This is a genomic window from Gordonibacter massiliensis (ex Traore et al. 2017) (assembly GCF_019731765.1).
GTDB lineage: Bacteria > Actinomycetota > Coriobacteriia > Coriobacteriales > Eggerthellaceae > Gordonibacter > Gordonibacter massiliensis.
Genome location: NZ_JAASIO010000001.1, coordinates 111,541 through 129,582 on the forward strand (window position 1 = coordinate 111,541; position 18,042 = coordinate 129,582).

An 18,042-nucleotide genomic window follows, 5' to 3' on the forward strand; every position below is an offset into this window, starting at 1 on the left:
GTTTGCGTTTATTGTAGCAATTACCCTCGAAGCAGCTGGAACCCGTACGGGAAATGACACAATATCCACCATGGTAACCCGCAGATCAACACATGCTAACCACGCGAAACCCGGTGGCGCGACCAAGCGCAGCGCGCAGCGGCGCGGCGCCGCCTTGGGCGGCGGCACGTACGTCGGTGGAAAGAAAAGCGCGCGCGGCGGACACGTGGGCAACGTCGGAAGCTTTGGTGGCGACCTGGGAGGAGCGGGCTCTTCCCGGACGGCGGCGCGCAGAAGCGCGGCCGGCGCGGGGCGCAACGGGCAGAAGGCCTCCGTCGGCCCCAACGGCGCCCTCGGATCGGGCGGCGTGCACAAGCGCGGCGCCTCGGGAGCCGGCTCCGGCGGAGGCGGGGTTCGCGTTCCCACCCCGAGCGGCGGTGAAGTGCTCCTCACCCGACGCCACTTCCTGTTCGGCGCCGTCGGCGTGGCGGCCCTCGCCGCCGCAGGAGGCGCGGCGACCGTGGTCATCAAGCAGCGGGAGGAAGCCGCCAACGACGTGACGGTGCTCGAGGTTCCCGCCTCGTCCGTGACGACGCTGAACACCGCCGACACCGAAAGCTCGTTCACCCTGATAGAAGACACCGCCTCGCGCATGAACCTGGCCGCGCGCTTCGAGCTGCCTTACGGGTCGCTCGTCTGGGCCAGCGGCGACGACGTGGCCGCCTGCCTGGTGCCCACCGACCAAGGAAGCCCCCTTGCGCAGGTGGCCTTGCTGCTGCTCGGCAGCGGCAACCAGGCAACCGTGCTGGAACAGGCCGTGGGACAGGACGAAGGGTTCGACATCTACGACGTGCGCGCCACGGAGACGGGCATGGTGTGGGCGGAGGCCGACATCCTCGACGGCATCTGGCGCGTGTACACGGCGCGCCTCGACGGTGCGACCCTCGGCGAACCGCACCTGGTGGACGAGGGCGACAACCAGTGGGAAACGCCCACCATCGCGGCCGCGGGCTCCCACGCCTTCTGGCAGGTCATGCCGAGGCTCGACGGCGATAGCAGCGCGGAGGACTCGCTCGTGAAACGCGCGACGATGGCGTCGGGGGCGACCGAGACCGTCTACACGTCGCACGGCCGGCTGTGCACGCCGCCCTACGCGCTGGACGACTCGGTCGTCATCACGCCGCGTGCGGAAACGTCGGGCACGTACTACCAGCTTACCCACCTGGATGCGACCTCGGGCAACGTGCTGGACACCATGGTGCTGCCGCGGTCGATGAGGCCGCTGGAAGCGGGCTACGGCGACAACGGGTTCTCGTTCTCGTTCGATGCCTGGTACACCTACGGCGACGGCATCGCCAATATCGGCACGTACACGCCCGCCTCGCGCGTGACGGATGGGAACTACAGCGGCGCGCCGTGGTTCTCGTTCGGCTTGGCCCCCACCGCGCCGCCCGCGTGGTGCGGCGGCTACTTCATCGTGAAGTCGAAGCGCACCGTATGCGGCATCGACCTGAACACGAGCGAGTACTTCGCCCTGCAACCCGAGAACGGCTCGGACGATTACGGCGAGTACCTGGCGTCCACCGGATCGAACAACCTGGTGGTCACGTACGCCAACATCGACGACAAGCCCATCGACGGCGAACCGAAGAAGTACTGCCTCGTGAGGGCCTGGTCGCCGGTGAGCTAGAGGCGCGGCAAGAAGCCGCGCTCGAAGTCCTCGAGGGGCACGGGGCGGCTGTAGAGGTACCCTTGCCCAAGATGGCAGCCCAAACCCTGCAACATAGTCTCTTGATCGGGAGTCTCTATGCCCTCCGCTATGACGTCGACGCCCAGGTCAAAGCACATGCCCACGATGTGGCGCACGATGGTCTGCTTGATCTTGTCGTCGGCGAGCGTGTCGATGAGGCTCTTGTCGAGCTTGACCACGTGGAAGCTGATGCTGGAAAGGATGGAGAGATCCGTGTACTTCGTGCCGAAATCATCGAGCGACAACGAGAACCCGACGCGCAGCAGCTCGGAGGCCACCTGGTACAGCACGCCCCTGCCAACGGTGCCGAAGCTTTCGGTTATCTCGATCTCCAGCATGCTGCGGTCGATGTCGTAGCGCGAGGTGATGCCCTCTATGCTGGGGATGACGTCGCTTTCCAGCACCGTACGACGCGATAGATTCACCGACACGGGCACGGCGCGCTCCTCGCGCTTCCAGCGCTCGAGCAGCTTGGCCACCTGCTCCAACACGAAGAGGTCCGCATGGCGAACGAGCCCGTTCTCTTCGAGCGCCGGAATGAAGCGACCGGGAGGCACGATGTTGCCGCTCGCATCGCGATACCGGATGAGGGCCTCCGCCCCCACCGTGCGCCGCGTGGACAAATCGACTTTCGGCTGCAGGTACACGAGGAAGTTGCCGTTTTCGATCGAGGACACGATACCCCGCAGGGCCTTGCGCCGGCTGTCGTCGGATACGTCCTGGGCTTTGTCGTGGAAGCGCCGCTTGTCGGCCTCCATCGCCGCCACGGCTTGGTTGGTAAGGACCTCGAGGTTCTTCTCCACGTCGTCCCAAGAACACCCTATCGCCACGGTGAACAAGCCGTTGCCCTCTATCACTTCGCGCATGTCGCCGATGCGCCGTTCGAGCTCCTCCCGGCTCAGGTTCGGGGCGATCACGGCGAACTCGTCTCCGTTAAGGCGGTACACGTTCTCTTCGGAAAACGCGTTCGTCAGCATGAAGGCGAACTGTTTCAGGTAGTAGTTGCCTTCGGCGAAGCCCTTCGCGCTGTTGACCTGCTTCATGTTGTTCACATTCGCCGACACCACGCCCACGCATCGAACGAGATCGGCGTCGAACGCGGCCACGCAGCGCTCGTAGCCCTCGCGGTTGAGCACGCCGGTCAACTCGTCATGGCTGCTCGCGTACAGCAGGTTCTCCATCATGCGACGCTTGCGCACCTCGCTGACCACGAATATCGGGAACCGCTCCAAGAACGCCACGTTCTGCAGATTCGCCGTCAGGTTCTCAACCGAGATATAACTAGGAGGCCGGCCTTCGCGCTGATCGTCGCGCACGACGACCCAGCGCGCGTTGTCGATGCTGTTCTCGCGCATGTACTGGTACAGAACGAACGACGAGCGCATCACCGACTCGGGGCTCTCTATCAAAACGGGCTCTTCCCACTGCTGCACGGCCAGCCACGAGTCGAGCGCACGATCGTCGGGAGCCGTCGGGCAAACCGCGACGCCGTCACGCGACCAGAACGTGACGCACTGGTACGACGAGGCCTCGTCGTCGAACGACCAAAGACGCACGGAATCGGAGCGGAAAAACCGACCGATCGCCTCCAACGCGCAGTGGATCACCTCGGCGAGGTCTTTGGCCGCGCTCATCTGCTGAATGCCCGCCAACAGATGATGCCCCTCCGACGTACCGTTGTCGAGCGAGTCAACGATGCTCTTGTTGTTCGATATGTCCACGGCGATGGCGAGCAACGCCTCGCGACCCTTCCAGTTCACCAACTTGTTTTTCAGGAGGAATTCCTGTTCGAGCGATTCGTTGTCGTTGCGCCACATGAAGAACTTGTCGGTCGACCAGTTCGCCTTGCTGCAGAACGGGCACGGAGAGGTGCGCCGATGCATGGCTTCGTAGCATTTCATGCCCAAGCAGCTCGAAGCCGTCTCGCCGATGCGCTCGTAGAACGCCTCGTTTCCGCAGATGAGCGTGAACGTATCCGGGTCGACGAGGTAGGCCATCTCCCCCTGTTCGGAAAGGAATTGCGCGAATGCCGCGGCATCCTCGCCGGAGGCGGACGGAGACGAGGACGAAGAGCCGTGCGCGGCGAGCAGAGGCCCTGGCGCAGAGGCGCCGGCTACGCCCTCGTCCCTCGAGAAAGCGTCGAAGGGCACGTCGGCGGCTCTTCCCTCGTTTTCCGCGTTTCCCGCCGCTTTGCTTTGCACGTAGGAAAGCCGGTTGCCCGCATCGCCGGAAGAGCCTGCGCGATGGAACACGTAGGTGTCCTTGCCTTCGTCTTTTGCCAGATACAGCGCCGCGTCGGCCTGGCTGAACGCCGTTTCGTACGGGCTTTCCCCCGAAAGCAGCGTCACGCCTACGCTGCAGGTGATGGGCGGATCGACCTCGTGCCTAAGTTGCGCGAACATGTCTTCGAGCAGTTGGGCGATGTGGTCTTCGTCGCGCGCGTCGTCCACGTACAGGATGAACTCGTCGCCGCCAAATCGTCCGAGCACGTCGAGCCGATCGATGCAACGGCTGATGGCGTCGACGAATCGCAGGAGCGCCCGATCGCCAGCTTCGTGACCGAACCGGTCGTTGACGTCTTTGAAGTCGTCGACGTCCAAAATCATGAAAGCGCTCACGCGACCGGGCGGCCGGTCTCGCAAGCGCTCGCGAATAGCGGTTTCAGCAGATTTCTTATGCAGTATGCGCGTGAGCGGATCGCGCTCCGACGAGCTTTGGAGCATGAGCTCCTGCCGCTTCTTCTTGTCGATGTTCCTGATGCGCAGCAGAGCCAGCACATGATGCGTTATCGGATCTTTCAGCAGATGAGCCGTGAACTCCATCCACACCATCTTGTTCTGGTCGGCGATGCGACGGAACTCGCAACCCAGTCGGTCGATGCCGTTCTCCAACGATGCGACGAAGTTCTCGCACCGCATGATATCGGAATAGTGGGCTCGATCGTCGGGGTGCACGACCTTGTCCATGAACGACCCGACGATGTCGGAGTAAGACGTGGTGGAGATGAGCTCGTTGTACAGATTCCACATGCCCCCAACTTTTATCAGCACGTCATCGGTGGCGTCGAGGTGCGCATAGGCGGTTTCTTCGGCAAGCATCGCGTAGTAGAACTGCGTTTCGTTCAGGTAGGTCATCGCCAGTTCTTTATGTTCGGTTATGTCCATGAACACGCCGCCGCCCGAAGACCTGCCGGGAATCAGCGGATTTTCGCATCCCGCGAGAGTGAGCCGATACCAACGCCATTGCCCGGTATCGGGCGAGGGCCCGCCCAAACGCAGATCGCACACGCAGCGCACGCCTGAGCATGCCGAGCTGGAGAACGCTTTTTCGAACGCCCCCACATCCTCGGGGTGAACAAGCCCCGCGCGGAGCATGGCTCCGGGAAAATCAGGACAGGTTGTCCCCGGTGCCCCAACAGGTTCCAAGAGGGACGAGGAGAAGATGATGCGTGCCGTCCGGCTCGCGGCATCGTACGAGAACGCCTCGAAACCCGCCGTGGCAGCCACGCATGCGCCGAGGTTCATGAATTCCCCCAGTTCGGCTTCCAGGCGCATCTCGTGGGTGCAATCGCGTGGCAAACAGCATATGATCGGCCCCTCGTCCTGCTGCAAAACAAAGGCCATCGTCTCGAATTCGCGCTCCTCGTCGCGCACGACCACGCGATGGTGGAATTTCGTGGATCGGGACGGCGCGCTCGCCGCTTGCGCCATATTCACGAGACGGCCGACGGCGTCCTGATTCCACAGGGCGCTCAACCGGCTGGCGTAGCGAAAGCCCATCTCCTCGGGCGTGCAGCCCATGAGTTCGTAAAACGCTTCGTTCGCCCAAACCATGGTGAAATACTCATCGCATTTCACCATGCACGCAGCAATCGGCAAAACGGATATGTCGGCTAACGCCAACCCGCTTCCGCCCCGGCATCCCTCTGAGGGAAACTCCTCACCACGCGTCATGGCGCCTTCTTCCGATCGACGCGGATAGTACGCCGCGTTCTCGCATGAAACGACGAAACGAACGGCGCGTTAAAATACTACCACTTCAATTGCATATTATAGTACCTCACTGGAAAGCACAAGGACAAAGGCCTCAAAGAGCGGGTAAAACCGCTGGTGGTTCCGTAAAAGCTCGGGAAGCAGCCGCCTTGGGCCCAAGCGTGCGCGTGTCGGCCGGAGGCTGTGCGGATCCTTGACGCGGGACCTCGCACCCGAGGCCCCATATCCCCGCTGAAAGACGGAAAAGGCCGGAAACGCATGCTTCCAGCCTGCAAGTTCGAGATCCCGTATCGCTATGAAACGGTTATCACAGGTCTTTCGCCTTCCGCTTTGCTCTCGCGAGCACCATGAAAGCAAGCGCGACGCCGGCTGTCCCTGCGAGCGCAAGTCCCCCGAACATGCCGGCGTCTCCTGTTCGAGCAAGCGTTTGCCGAGAAGGAGTATCGGAATTGGGCGCAGGTGCCGGGATGTCAAGGGGCACGAAGCGAGCATACAGCGTCATGGCATCGCTGCACGTGTTGCTGAAATCCCAGACGGTATCGAAACTACTGGTGGTATACCAGTTGTCGAAGGCATAGCCGTCCACGTGAGGGTCGGGAGCGGGCTTGGTTACGGCTGTATTCCGTTCAATGGTCACATCGCCAGGAGGATTCGTGCAGGTAAGACCTTGGCTTGCGGTATCGAACGATATGGTGATGTCGCGACTTATGCCATCTCCTCCCCAGTTCACCGCGATATAGGCACGGTCCGAAAAGCAATCAGCGCCGGTAAAGGTGCCCTGAGCCGTAGTGGGAACATAGTCGGGATCCCCGATAATGCCTTGCGCTAAGCGATTCTGCGTGGGGGTTGTTGAAGCGAGCTTTTGAAAGGCGCCCTCGAACATTCCCGTTTGATTAAGAACGGAAGAGTCAAACCGAGGAAATGCAAACACCCCGTTCACCTGAAAGCTCGGGCCTCCAGCCCGACTGAACATGTTGCTCGCGAAGTTGTCGCCTACGCTGCCAAGGTTTTGGGGGAGGTTGAATGCGTTGTTCATGGTGAAGGCGTATCCGGAACAGCCTTCAAACATATTGCTCGCGAAGTTGTCGCCCGCGTTGGCCAGATTTTGGGGGAGGTTGAAGACGCCGTTCATGGCGAAGGCGTCGCCGTTGCAGCCAGCAAACATGTTGCCTGCAAAGTTGTCGCCTACGCTGGTGAGGTTTTGCGGGAGGTTGAAGATGCTGCCCATGGTGAGGGCGGCTTCGCAGCCAGAAAACATGTCGCTCGCAAAGTTGTCGCCTACGGCGGTGATGCTGTTCCACTCATCGCTGAACGTGAAATCATCTCCCATGGTGAGGTTGCGGCAGCGACTGAACGTGTACCTCCATTCATCATGAGGAACGGTTGAAGCGGCGACGTCCCTCGTCATGGAGGGAGTAAGGGGGCTTTCCACGTCGTACATTTTGTCTCTGTTTGCCTGAGCGTTTGCGCCTTGATCGTCCGTAGAGAATCCAAACGCGGCAAGCCAGGCTGCTGTATTAGAAGAGCTGCGAGGGTAGATGATAATGCGGTAGACGCCCGGCGAGAAATAGGTGTGTTCGATGCCAGCGGAGGAACCGATGCCGCTTGTGTACTGCTGAGTAGTGTCTCCCCAAGTGATCCACCAATCATATGTTTGTCCAAGTCCGCCTCCCGAAGTAGGAATGGAGAAGGATAAGTCATCAGCAGTCACTTTTATCCGGAATATAAATACTTCAGTGGCACGTGGTGCAGTTGCTTGAAGAGCAGTGTTCGTTTGTTGTTGGACAACGGCGAAAGCGTCAGTGGCGCTATCCTCATTTCGCGTGCTCACAGACTCAAGGTTATCAAGCGCTTCTTGCTCTTGTGACGTAACTTCCTTTTCGCCACGTTGTTCTTGGGTGTCCGCTACAACACTATCTACGCTGTTAAAAGAAAGGCCTGATTCTTGTGCATGCGCTACGGCGGGGAAACCTGTAAGCATAAGCAGGGCCGTCAACAACAGAGGGAGAAAAGGAATCTCGAAGTTTTTTCTTTTGGCAAATATCGAAGAACGCGAATCGACTTTGCGGTAAGTTCCATGAAACATGGTTCGCCCTTTCTCTCGTTGGCTTCTTAAGCTCAAGACCAACAAGGACTTTCTTCCATAGCGCGAAGCGTACACAGGGCCTTCTGCGATAAAGAGCGCCGTCTGATTGCAATAATAAAGCAACATACTATACTTTTGGCGAAACCGGAATAGCGAACGATCTGAGAATAAAGTTGACGCTTTTTGGGCTTCACTCCAACGCTGCCGTTTCCTGAAAGACAACCGCGCCAAAACCAAAGACCACCAGCTGCGCGTGCAACGAAAAGCCAGGGTTATAGGCCAAAAGCCGGGTTAGGGTTTTGGGCTTAAAGACAAAAAGGCCAGCCATCAACATGGCTGGCCTGACTATGTATGGTCGCGGGGGCAGGATTTGAACCTACGACCTCCGGGTTATGAGCCCGGCGAGCTACCAGACTGCTCCACCCCGCAACATTGGCGCCTGCCCCTCCTGTCCGGTATACTGCAAACAGGAAAAGCGGCAAGATTGAATATTACGTGCGTTCACCGATACATGCAAGACTTTTCTTTTCCTCCACGAAATATCCTCAATTAGAATGAGAGCGCGCTCGCCTTGCCCAACAGGTCGCCAAGACTGATTAACGCGCACGCGGCGGTGATGCAGTACAATCGATGCGAAACCGTACGAATCGCATCGAGAGCAACCGAGGAGCGCCCCCTATGACCGTCATCGACGTCCACGCCCATATCTACCCCGAGAAGATCGCCGAGCGAGCCGTCGGCGCCGTGGGCGACTTCTACCTGGTGGACATGTACGGCGAAGGCACGGCGGCGCATCTCCTCGCCTCGCAGCAGCAAGCGCCCATCACGCACTTCGTCGTACATTCCGTGGCCACGAAACCCAGCGCCGTGGCCAGCATCAACGACTTCATCGCCGAGCAGTGTCGCATCCATCCCGAGCTCATCGGATTCATGGCCATGCACCAAGATCTCGAGGACCCCGAAGCCGAGATCGAGCGCGCGATCAGCTTGGGCCTCAAAGGCATGAAGCTGCATCCCGACACGCAGAAGGTGAACATGGACGATCCGCGCCTCATGAACGTGTACGAGATGATCGAGGGGCGCCTGCCGCTCATCGTGCACACGGGCGACTACCGCACCGACTTCTCGCACCCGCGCCGCCTGAAGAACATCCTGCATACATTCCCCAACCTCGTGGTTGACGCGGCGCACTTCGGAGGCTGGTCGGTCCCCGAGATCGGCTACGACGTGCTGCACGACGAGAACGTGTTCATCGACGTGTCCAGCTCCATGGCCTTTGTGGGCAACCGCCGCACGAAGGAGCTCGTGGGGATGTGGGGGGCCGACCGCGTCATGTTCGGCTCCGACTTTCCCATGTGGGATCCCGCGCGCGAGTACGACACGTTCACGTCGCTCGGCTTCTCCGACGACGACCTGGAGAAGATGCTCTGGAAGAACGCCGAGCACTTCACCGGCGTGAGCGCTTCTTAACCTGCCGGTACGGCAGAACCGGCAGGCGACATGGTTGCCGAAGATCCTTCGACTGCGCTCACTGCGTTCGCTTCGCTCAGGATGACAGAAGGGCGACACCCTTGCGGTTCGCTCAGGATGACAGCTTGGCGCTTTCCCCTTCAGGCTCTGTCTCCAAAACCACGCGCACCTTGTCGATGCGGTGGCGGTCCATGTCCACCACGGTGAACGTTGCCTTGCGGTCATCGTGCTCAACGGTCACGGAGTCGCCCTCGGCGGGAATGCGGTCGAACAACGACAGCAGCAGGCCGCCGGTCGTCTCGCACTCGGAAGCCTCCTCGGGCTCGAAGCCGATGAGCTCCTCCACGTCGTCTATGGGCATGGAGCCGTCCACCAGGTAGCTTCCGTCGTCCAGCTTCACCACGTCGTTGGCGTCGCCGTGCAGGTATTCGTCGTCGATGCGGCCCACGATCTGCTCCATGATGTCGCTCATCGTGACGATGCCCGACGTACCGCCGTGCTCGTCGATGACCACGGCGATCTTCGTGTGCTTCGCCTGCAGCGTTTGCAGCAGCTTCGCGATGGGAATGCCCTCGGGCACGGCCTCGATCGTGCGGATGCGCAGATCGTCCATCGTGCTGTCGGGCGGCATGGTGTAGAGGTCCTTCACGTGCACGAAGCCGACGATGCGGTCCTTGTTGCCCCGACACACAGGATAGCGCGTGTACTTGTACTGCGTGATGAGCGCCATATTCTCTTCGAGCGAGTCCTCCAAGTCGAGGCAAATGACGTCGGTGCGCGGCGTCATGATGGCCTCGGCGTCCTTGTCGCCCAAGTCGAAGATGTTGTCCACGTACTCGTTCTGCTCGGGGTCGATGAGGCCGCTTTCGGTGCTCTCGTCGATGAGCAGCATGATCTCCTCGTCGGTGTACACCTCGTGCTCGTTGGCGATGTCGTGGCCCAAAAGCTTCATGACGCCGTTCGTGATGGAGTTGAACAGCCACATGATGGGATACGTGATGCGGTAGAACCACACGAGCGGCGTAGCCGAGAACAGCGCGTAACGCTCCGTGGAGAAGATGGCGAGCGATTTGGGGATAAGCTCGCCCACCACGATATGCAGGGCGGTGATGAGGATGAAGCCGATGGCCACGGAGATGGCCTCGATAGCCGCCTCGGGCAAGCCGAACATCTCGAAGAAGGGGCCGATCAGCTTGGACACGGCCGGCTCGCCCAACCAGCCCAAAGCGAGCGAAGCCAGCGTGATGCCCAGCTGGCAGGCGGACAGGTAGGCGTTGACGTTGTCGGCGACGAGCTTGGCGTACTTGGCGCCGCCCTTGCCTTCTTCGACGGCCATTTCGATCTGGGATTTGCGAACGCGGACGAGCGAGAATTCTGCAACGACGAAAAAGGCGTTCATGAGCAAGAAAAATACGACAAGCACAAGGCTTAACGCAGGGTGCATTAAAGCTGGTCTCCTTAGGTTCGGTTGTCAAGGCCTGCCGTCGCGGATTGCCGTACCGCGCGTAGGGTGGCAGGTTTTGGCTGTCCTGGTAAGTTGTACCATCCCTCAAGGCCACGGCCGGGAAAAACTACTCTATATACAGAAGTTGACACCGTTTTGCAACGTTCCCAACGAAACCCGGCAAACAAAGGCTCGGGCAACGTGACGAGAACGTAAGCGAAAGCACAGGGACCTGCAAGGTTGACGCAAGGTGCGGCAGGTAAGGTGAATATCGTACGAAGCCCCCTTACGAAAGGAGCCCGTTATGAAAAAGATATTCGTGACCATGGCGACGCTGGCCGCCATGGGAGGCCTGTTCGTCTACGTCGCCCTGCAAGCGCCGCGCTTGGAAAAGGTCCGCTAGCCTACGGCGTGCTACACGCGCGCCAGATCGCCCTCGTCGACGTCGAGCGCCGGAGCGTCCATCGGAGACGCGACGTTTTCACTGCCTGCAGCCTGCACGGCTGCGGGCTCTTCTCCCGGCCGATCGTCCGTGCGCTCCCCCGCCCGCGCGTCGTCCACCTTCGCCTCACGCGGCAGCACGAGGTTCGCCACCACGGCCACCAGGAACACCACGGCCACGCAGTTCTCGGCGAACACGCTCTGCACGATCTCGGGGAACACCGCGAACAGGGCCGACGCCTGCGTGAAGCCGATGCCCACGGCCAGCGACAGCGCCGCGATGGTGATGTTGCGCTGCGTGAAGCCGGCCCGCGCGATCATCTGGAAGCCGCTCACGATGATGTTGCCGAACATCATGATGGTGCAGCCGCCCAGCACCGCCTCGGGCAGCGACGAGAACAGCACGCTGATGACCGGCAGGAACGCCGCCAGCACCATGATGACGGCGCCGGTGGCGATGGCCTTGCGGTTCACGACCTTCGTCATGGCCACCAAACCCACGTTCTGCGAGAACGACGTGATAGGCAGGCAGCCGAAGCATGCCGACAGCGAGCTCACGAAGCCATCGCAGGCGATGGAGCCGGTGAGCTCCTTCTCGCGCACCTCGCGGTTCAGGCCCACCATGGCCAGCGCCGACGTGTCGCCGATGGTCTCGGTTGCCGACACGAGGAAGATGAGCGTGACCGACACGATGGCGCCCACGTTGAACTCGGGCGTGAACGGCATGAGCTGCGGCAGGGCGAACAGTTGCAGGTCCGCGAACCCGCTGAAGTCAACCGCCCCCATGAACAGCGCCACCACATAGCCTATCACCAGGCCGAACAGCACGGAAAGCTGCTTGGTCTTCCCCTTCGCGAGCACCTGGAACACCAAGCACGACACGAGCGAGATGGTGCCCAGCACCAGGTTCTGCGGCGATCCGAAGTCGGGCGCGCCGCTGCCGCCGCCGAACGACGTGGCGCCCACGCCCAGCAGCGAGAAGCCGATCGACGTGACCACGACGGCCGCCACGATGGGCGATATGATGCGCCGCCAGTACTTCGCGAACAAGCCCAGCACGCCCTCGATGACGCCGCCCACCATGATGGCGCCGATGGCCGTGCTGTAGCCGTACGTGGCCACGATGCCGCACAGCACCGTGACGAACGTGAAGCTGATGCCCATGACGATGGGCAGCCCCGAGCCGATGCGCCACAGCGGAAACAGCTGGATGAGGGTGCCGATACCCGCAATGAGCATGGCGCTTTGGATGAGCGTGCCCGTTTGGTCGGCCCCGAGCCCGGCCACGCCAGCCACGATGACGATGGGGGCAAGGTTGGCCACGAACATGGCCAGGATGTGCTGGATGCCGTAGGGAACGGCACGCAGCAGGGGGATGTCGCCGTCGAGCTTGAACAGCTCCTCGTGCTTGAACTGCTTCATCGGCGGAACTCGATCTCGCCGGTGTCCGGGTTCATGGCGTCCACGATGGCGAGCGATTCCAGGCGGTAGCCGCGATCGCGCAGTTCGGCCCCGCCGGGCTGGAAGCCCTTCTCCACCGCGATGCCGATGCCCTCCACGGTCGCGCCGGCCTCGTCGACGAGCTCGATGAGCCCGTTGAGCGCGCAGCCGTTCGCCAAGAAGTCGTCGACGATGAGCACATGGTCGTGCGGCCCCAGGAACTTCTTGGACACGATGACGTCGTACACGCGGCCGTGCGTGAACGACTGGATGCGCGTGGTGTACATGTCTCCGTCAAGGTTGATGCTCTGAGCCTTCTTCGCGAACACCACGGGCACGCCGAAGTGGCGGGCGGCCACGCAGGCGATGCCGATGCCCGACGCCTCGATGGTGAGGATCTTCGTCACGGGCGCATCGGCGAACAGGCGCTTGAACTCGGCGCCCATGGCGTCGAACAGGTCGATGTCCAACTGGTGGTTCAGGAAGCTGTCTACCTTCAGGACGCCTCCCGACTTCACCACCCCGTCGCGCCTGATGCGCTCCTCCAACTGCTCCACGTTCCCGCCTCCGTCGTCCGCGATCCGTCTCTCAAGCCCACCGCCCGCACGCTCCGCGCGCGGCGGACCAAACCTCTGGAGGACAGTGTAAAGGACGCGCGCGCCGTTGGGAACGGGTCAATTGCCTGAACAGGCACGAAAGGCGTCGGCGTTGGGGAGACGCGCTCCTAACCCACCGGGGGAAGGAGCGCCACCCATAAATCCAAACCGCCGAAGCGATTCTTAGAGTCGTGGGGAGTTAGCAGCTCCCTGCGGCTCGCCCAGCATTGTGGCAGATTCCTTCGGCTATGCCACTCATACCGGTGCGGAACCCTCGCAGCTCACGCATGGCGCGCACCGCCAGCATACGCCCCTGCCGAAGCCTACAGCACAACCTGTCCGGTTACGATGAGCACGACCGACGCCACGGCGGCGGCCAAGATGATGAACACCACCACTTTGTCCAGCGTGCTGCGCAGGTACGGTTCGTTGCGCTCCTTCTTCCCCTTGATGTACATGAGGATGCCCGGCGCGTACAAAAGCGACATGATGGTGAGTCCCACCGCCCCGCTGGCGAACGCCAGGAAGAAGCTGTACACGACGCCGAATATGCCGAACACGCGCCACAGCGCGATGCTGCCGCCCAGCTTGCCCTTGAACGCCTGCGGCTCCGTGAACGTGAGCTTCGCGAAGTACGCCGCCGACAGCAGGTACGGCAGCAGGATCATGCCGGCCGAGATGGTGTAGAAGAACTGATACGTGCTGTCCGAGAACAGCATGATGACGAGGAACGCCTCGATGATGACGTTCGTGACCACGAGCGTGACGATGGGGGCGCCTTTCTTGTTCGTCTTAGCGAACGCTTTGATGAACACACCCTGCTCAGCCGCCTCGTAGGGCGACTCGCTCGACAGCACCGTGTAGCCCAGCATGGCCCCCACCAGCGACAGCACCACGCCGCAGTTGATGAGGATGGCGCCCCACTGCCCCACGGCCGCCTCCATGACGCCCGCCAGCGCCGGGTTCTCAAGCTCGGCCAGCTCGGACAGCGGCATGACGCCCATGGAAAGCACGCTGACCAGCAGGTAGATGGTGAGCACGCACACGAACGCAATGACCGTGGCCTTGCCCACGTCGCGTTCCTTCTTCGCGCGGCCCGAGATGGCCACCGCGCCCTCGATGCCCACGAACACCCAGATGGTCACCATCATGGTGCCGCTCACCTGGTCCCAGAACGGCAGACCGGGCTCGGCGCCCGTCGCAAGGTTCGCCATGAAGATGCCCAGGTCGAACTTTTGGAACAGGATGATGGCCGTGATGGCCACGAAGATGGGGACGATCTTCGAAATGGTGATGACGGCGTTGACGCCCGTGACCTCTTTGATACCGCGCGACACGAGGAACACGTAGAACCAGATAAGGCAGCTGGCGCCGATGATGGAGGGCAGGTTGTTCCCTCCGCCGAAGATGGGGAAGAAGTACGACAGCGCGCCGAACAGCAGCGCCGAAAAGCTCACCGTGCACAGAAGCGCGCTGATCCAATAGCCCCAGGCGCTGTTGAAGCCCAGGAAATCGCCGAAGCCGGTGCTCGCGTAGCTGTAGATGCCGCCCTTGAGCTGCGGCTTGATGCGCGTGAGCGCGAAGAACGTGAGAACGAGGCACAACACGCCCACCGCCGAGATGCCCCACGCCGTGAGAATGGCCGTGCCGCTGGCGCCGCCCGCCGCCTGGTCGCCGGCCAGCGTGAACACGCCGCCGCCGATGATGAGCGTGATGACGGTGGTGACGAGGCGAAATATGCCCAATCCGCCCTGCGGCTGGGGAATGCCCGGCGATCCGGAGCCCGATTCGACGTCGAGGCCGCCTTCTGCCGTGGATGCGGTCGGCGCAACCGCAGGGCTCGCCTGGGCCGTCGATGCGGATTGGTGCGATGCGGAAGCGCTCATGAAACCACCGTTCCTCGTCGGGTTGACCGCACCATAATACCCCACCGACCTGTATTACGTCAGAGCGTTATGCAATATTTTGAATGCCGTTAACGAGGACGTCAGCGCGGGCGCTCGATCACCCTTCGATCAACCAGAACGCCGGCCAAGGTGGCGCGGTTGAGGTCGCAGCCCAGGCCGTGCTCGTGCCCCGCGCGGTTGAGCGTGACCAAGCCGCGCTCGGCCGTGTGCGGCGGGTCGGTGACGTCGGCGGCGAAGTAGCGGGCCGTGGCTCCGATGTCGCCGGGCGCCTCGACGCCGGGCAGTGTTTCGAACGCGGCGTGCAGGCGCTTGGACACACCGGTGTCGTACATGCCGCCCATCCACACGGTGAGGTCGCGCGAACGCGCGAGACGGAGGAAGTCGAGCGCCGGTTGCACGCCGCCCATCTTGGCGATTTTGAGCGCGTAGCAGCGCAGTTCGGGGTGCTGCAACGCCCGAGAGAGGTCGTGCGGGCGGACGATGGATTCGTCCAGGCAAATGGGCGTGGCCAAACTGCGCTGCAGGCGAACGAGACGATCGAACAGGTCGGTCGGCCCGACGCCGGGCTGGCGGCGCGGATCGAGCGGCTCCTCGATCCAGGCGGCACCGCATTCGTCGAGCGCCCGCAACTCGTCCAGATCGCGCTCCGCAAAGCTCTGATTCGCATCGAGCGTGATCATGAGCTGCGGATAGGCTTCGCGCACCGCCTTCACGGCAGCCAGCGAAGCGCCCGGAGCCACCTTGAGCTTCACGCGCCGGTAGCCCGCCTCCACGCAACGCTGCACGGCAGCCACCGTCTCGGGCGGCGCGCCCACGCCCACCACGGCGCCGGCCGGCACGGACGCCTGGCCGGCCGCGGAGCCCTTCGGCGCGGTGCCGCCTATGAGCTGCCAAAGCGGCTTGCCCACGATCTTGCCGTAAAGGTCCCACAGCGCCGGCTCGAGCGCGCCCTGCGCGAGCGGGAACGACGCCGCCTCGGCGCATGAGGCGAACGAAGCGCTGGCCTCGGAGGGATGCAGGTACACCTCGCTCAGCACCAGGGGCGCGAGCGCGCTTTCGATGGCATGCACGTCTTGGTCGAGCGTTTCGGGCAAATACCAATCCGTCGCGAACGCGACGCACTCGCCCAGACCCACGCGTCCGGCGTGGTCCTCCACCTCCACGATGACGGATTCGCGATCGCGCAAGAACCCCTTCGCCGTTCTGAACGGGCGCGCGAACGGCAGGCGTATGCGGTACAGCGTCACGCGCACGACCTCTATACGCTGCTCGTAAAGCGCCTGAAGCGCGGCGCGGTCGATCTTCCCCACGCCCGTGCGCGGGAACTCGTCGAGCACGCAGATGCACCGGGGCTGGTAGAGCTTCGACAAGCGCGTGCTCAGGCTGGCGCGCACGGTGGCGGCGAACTGCTGTGGCGTGGCGGCCGGTGAACGCAGCGGTGCGGCGGTGCGCTCCCGCTCGACGAACGCCACGGGGCGGCGCCCCCAAACGGCGTCGGGCGCGCCGAACACGTAGGCCTCGGCCACACCGGGCACCCGCACGAGCTTGTCGCGAATCTCGGCCGGATAGACGTTCTCGCCGCCCGACACGAACATGTCGGCCGTGCGTTCTTTCACGTAGAGCCGCCCTGCGCCCAACGCAGCCGTGTCCCCCGTGAGGAAGAACCCATCCACCGTGTAGGCGGCCCGCGCGTTCAAATACCCTTCGAACACCCCGGGCCCCTTGACGGCCAAGCGGCCGAAACCGTGCTCGTCGGGATCGACGATGCGCACCTCGTAGCCCGGCAGCAGGCGCAGCCCGCCGTCGAACGATGTCGTGACCTGCGCGTGGGCTATCTGGCTCGACGTCTCCGTCATGCCGTAGCTCGCGAAGACGCGGGCTCCCGCGGCCGTGGCGCGCGCAAGCGTGTGCGGGTTCGACGCGGCCCCGCCCAGCAGGATGCAGCGATAGTCCTTCAACGTTCCCGCTTCGTCCTCGTTCAGCAGATCCTGCAGCATCTTGTCGACCACCGACACGTGGGTGACGTGGGAGCGCGCCGCGTCGCCCAGCAGGCGCGCCGCGTCGAAGCGACGGTAGAGTATGAACGGCACGCATCCCAGCAGGCTGCGCACGATCACCTGGAACCCCCCGATATGGTACAGGGGAAGCGCCGCCTGCCACATGCCGACGCCCGGAGTGTTGAGCGCGGCGTTCGAAGCCTCGGCGGCGCGGCAGAGCTGGTCCCAGGAAAGCGGCACGGCCTTCGGTTTGCCCGTCGTTCCCGACGTGAACATGACGAGCGCCCGCGTTTTCGCGTCGAACACATGCGCGGACCGCTCGGCGAAGTGGATGATCTCCTCGAGCGCATCCTGCCGCTGCGTTTCGTCGCGCCGACGCCGCGCTGCGCGGTTCGAGGTCACGCGGCCCAAACCGCGCGACGAGCGCGGCGCGGCCGTGGCAGCCGTGGCGCGCGCGGTGAAGCTCGGGCGCGCCGTATGGGCGGCGTGCGGGTCGTACCGGTCCTCGCCCGCAAGCAGCGCGGCGGCGCGGTCGAGCAGCCGCGGCGCGTCCTCCTCGTCAACGCGCACCGCGATACGCGACCCCAAGCAGCGTTCCAGCTCCAGCAGACGGCTGAGCTTCTCGCCCGAGGCGAGCCGGTTGTTCACGGCCACGATGGTGAAGCTTCCGTAGGCGGCGGCCAGGATGAGCAGCACGTACAAAGGGCAGTTCGGCAAATCGACCGCAACGCAGTCTCCGCGCTGCACGCCCCGCGCTTGCAGATGGCGGGCGAGCGCCGCCGCAAGCATGCGCACCTCGCGGTACGAGTACGGCGCCTCGTCGCCCGCTTCGTTTACGTACGTGAAGCACGTCCTCTGCGGGTATCGGCGAACCATGCTTTCGAATGCGCTGATCATCGCCTGTCTGCTACTGCCTTCCCGCGCGCCCGCTCGCACCGGC

Annotated in this window: 9 protein-coding genes and 1 tRNA gene; 2 read left to right on the plus strand and 8 right to left on the minus strand. The window is 62.8% G+C overall.

Translation table 11 applies throughout. The features are described from left to right. Positions 1–205: 205 nt before the first annotated feature. The gene (locus HCH03_RS00430; RefSeq protein WP_368042394.1) at positions 206–1,669 is read left to right on the plus strand and encodes a Tat pathway signal protein; all 1,464 of its coding nucleotides are present in this window, start codon (positions 206–208) and stop codon (positions 1,667–1,669) included. Here HCH03_RS00430 and HCH03_RS00435 read toward each other — a convergent pair. The 3 genes from HCH03_RS00435 to HCH03_RS00445 form a co-directional block, all read right to left on the minus strand. Next, complete coding sequence (locus HCH03_RS00435) at positions 1,666–5,562, minus strand: bifunctional diguanylate cyclase/phosphodiesterase (RefSeq protein WP_221687931.1); 3,897 nt, start codon at positions 5,560–5,562, stop codon at positions 1,666–1,668. The genes HCH03_RS00430 and HCH03_RS00435 overlap by 4 nt on opposite strands. Before the next feature lie 466 nt (positions 5,563–6,028). Continuing rightward, positions 6,029–7,807 carry an InlB B-repeat-containing protein gene (locus HCH03_RS00440; RefSeq protein ID WP_221687932.1) on the minus strand — a complete coding sequence of 593 codons (1,779 nt, stop codon included), beginning with the start codon at positions 7,805–7,807 and terminating at the stop codon, positions 6,029–6,031. Positions 7,808–8,159: 352 nt separating this feature from the next. Continuing rightward, positions 8,160–8,236: transfer RNA gene (locus tag HCH03_RS00445), tRNA-Met, on the minus strand. Between the two features lie 249 nt (positions 8,237–8,485). Here HCH03_RS00445 and HCH03_RS00450 point away from each other — a divergent pair. Next, positions 8,486–9,277: an amidohydrolase family protein gene (locus HCH03_RS00450; protein WP_221687933.1), complete on the plus strand. Its 792-nt coding sequence runs from the start codon at positions 8,486–8,488 to the stop codon at positions 9,275–9,277. 112 nt (positions 9,278–9,389) lie between these two features. On the opposite strand, the gene HCH03_RS00455 is transcribed toward HCH03_RS00450, so the two are convergent. From HCH03_RS00455 to menC, 5 genes are all read right to left on the minus strand, one after another. Further along, the gene (locus tag HCH03_RS00455) at positions 9,390–10,721 is read right to left on the minus strand and encodes a hemolysin family protein (RefSeq protein ID WP_221687934.1); all 1,332 of its coding nucleotides are present in this window, start codon (positions 10,719–10,721) and stop codon (positions 9,390–9,392) included. A 414-nt stretch (positions 10,722–11,135) separates the two neighbouring features. Further along, positions 11,136–12,584 (minus strand): uracil-xanthine permease family protein, encoded by a 1,449-nt coding sequence (locus HCH03_RS00460; RefSeq protein ID WP_221687935.1) that lies wholly within the window; start codon positions 12,582–12,584, stop codon positions 11,136–11,138. Continuing rightward, positions 12,581–13,159, minus strand: a complete 579-nt coding sequence (locus tag HCH03_RS00465) for a xanthine phosphoribosyltransferase (protein ID WP_221687936.1) — start codon at positions 13,157–13,159, stop codon at positions 12,581–12,583. Before HCH03_RS00465 ends, HCH03_RS00460 begins: the two co-directional genes overlap by 4 nt. 362 nt (positions 13,160–13,521) lie before the next feature. After that, the gene (locus HCH03_RS00470) at positions 13,522–15,084 is read right to left on the minus strand and encodes a basic amino acid/polyamine antiporter (RefSeq protein WP_246599415.1); all 1,563 of its coding nucleotides are present in this window, start codon (positions 15,082–15,084) and stop codon (positions 13,522–13,524) included. Positions 15,085–15,185: 101 nt separating this feature from the next. After that, positions 15,186–17,999: an o-succinylbenzoate synthase gene (gene menC / locus HCH03_RS00475; RefSeq protein ID WP_221687937.1), complete on the minus strand. Its 2,814-nt coding sequence runs from the start codon at positions 17,997–17,999 to the stop codon at positions 15,186–15,188. Positions 18,000–18,042 lie beyond the last annotated feature (43 nt).

Bases quoted from the DNA above. Each gene is read 5' to 3' on its own strand.
- HCH03_RS00435 (WP_221687931.1), bottom strand. From the start codon at position 5,562: ATGGTTTGGGCGAACGAAGCGTTTTACGAACTCATGGGCTGCACGCCC.
- HCH03_RS00440 (WP_221687932.1), bottom strand. From the start codon at position 7,807: ATGTTTCATGGAACTTACCGCAAAGTCGATTCGCGTTCTTCGATATTT.
- HCH03_RS00450 (WP_221687933.1), top strand. From the start codon at position 8,486: ATGACCGTCATCGACGTCCACGCCCATATCTACCCCGAGAAGATCGCC.
- HCH03_RS00455 (WP_221687934.1), bottom strand. From the start codon at position 10,721: ATGCACCCTGCGTTAAGCCTTGTGCTTGTCGTATTTTTCTTGCTCATG.
- HCH03_RS00460 (WP_221687935.1), bottom strand. From the start codon at position 12,584: ATGAAGCAGTTCAAGCACGAGGAGCTGTTCAAGCTCGACGGCGACATC.
- HCH03_RS00470 (WP_246599415.1), bottom strand. From the start codon at position 15,084: ATGAGCGCTTCCGCATCGCACCAATCCGCATCGACGGCCCAGGCGAGC.
- menC (WP_221687937.1), bottom strand. From the start codon at position 17,999: ATGATCAGCGCATTCGAAAGCATGGTTCGCCGATACCCGCAGAGGACG.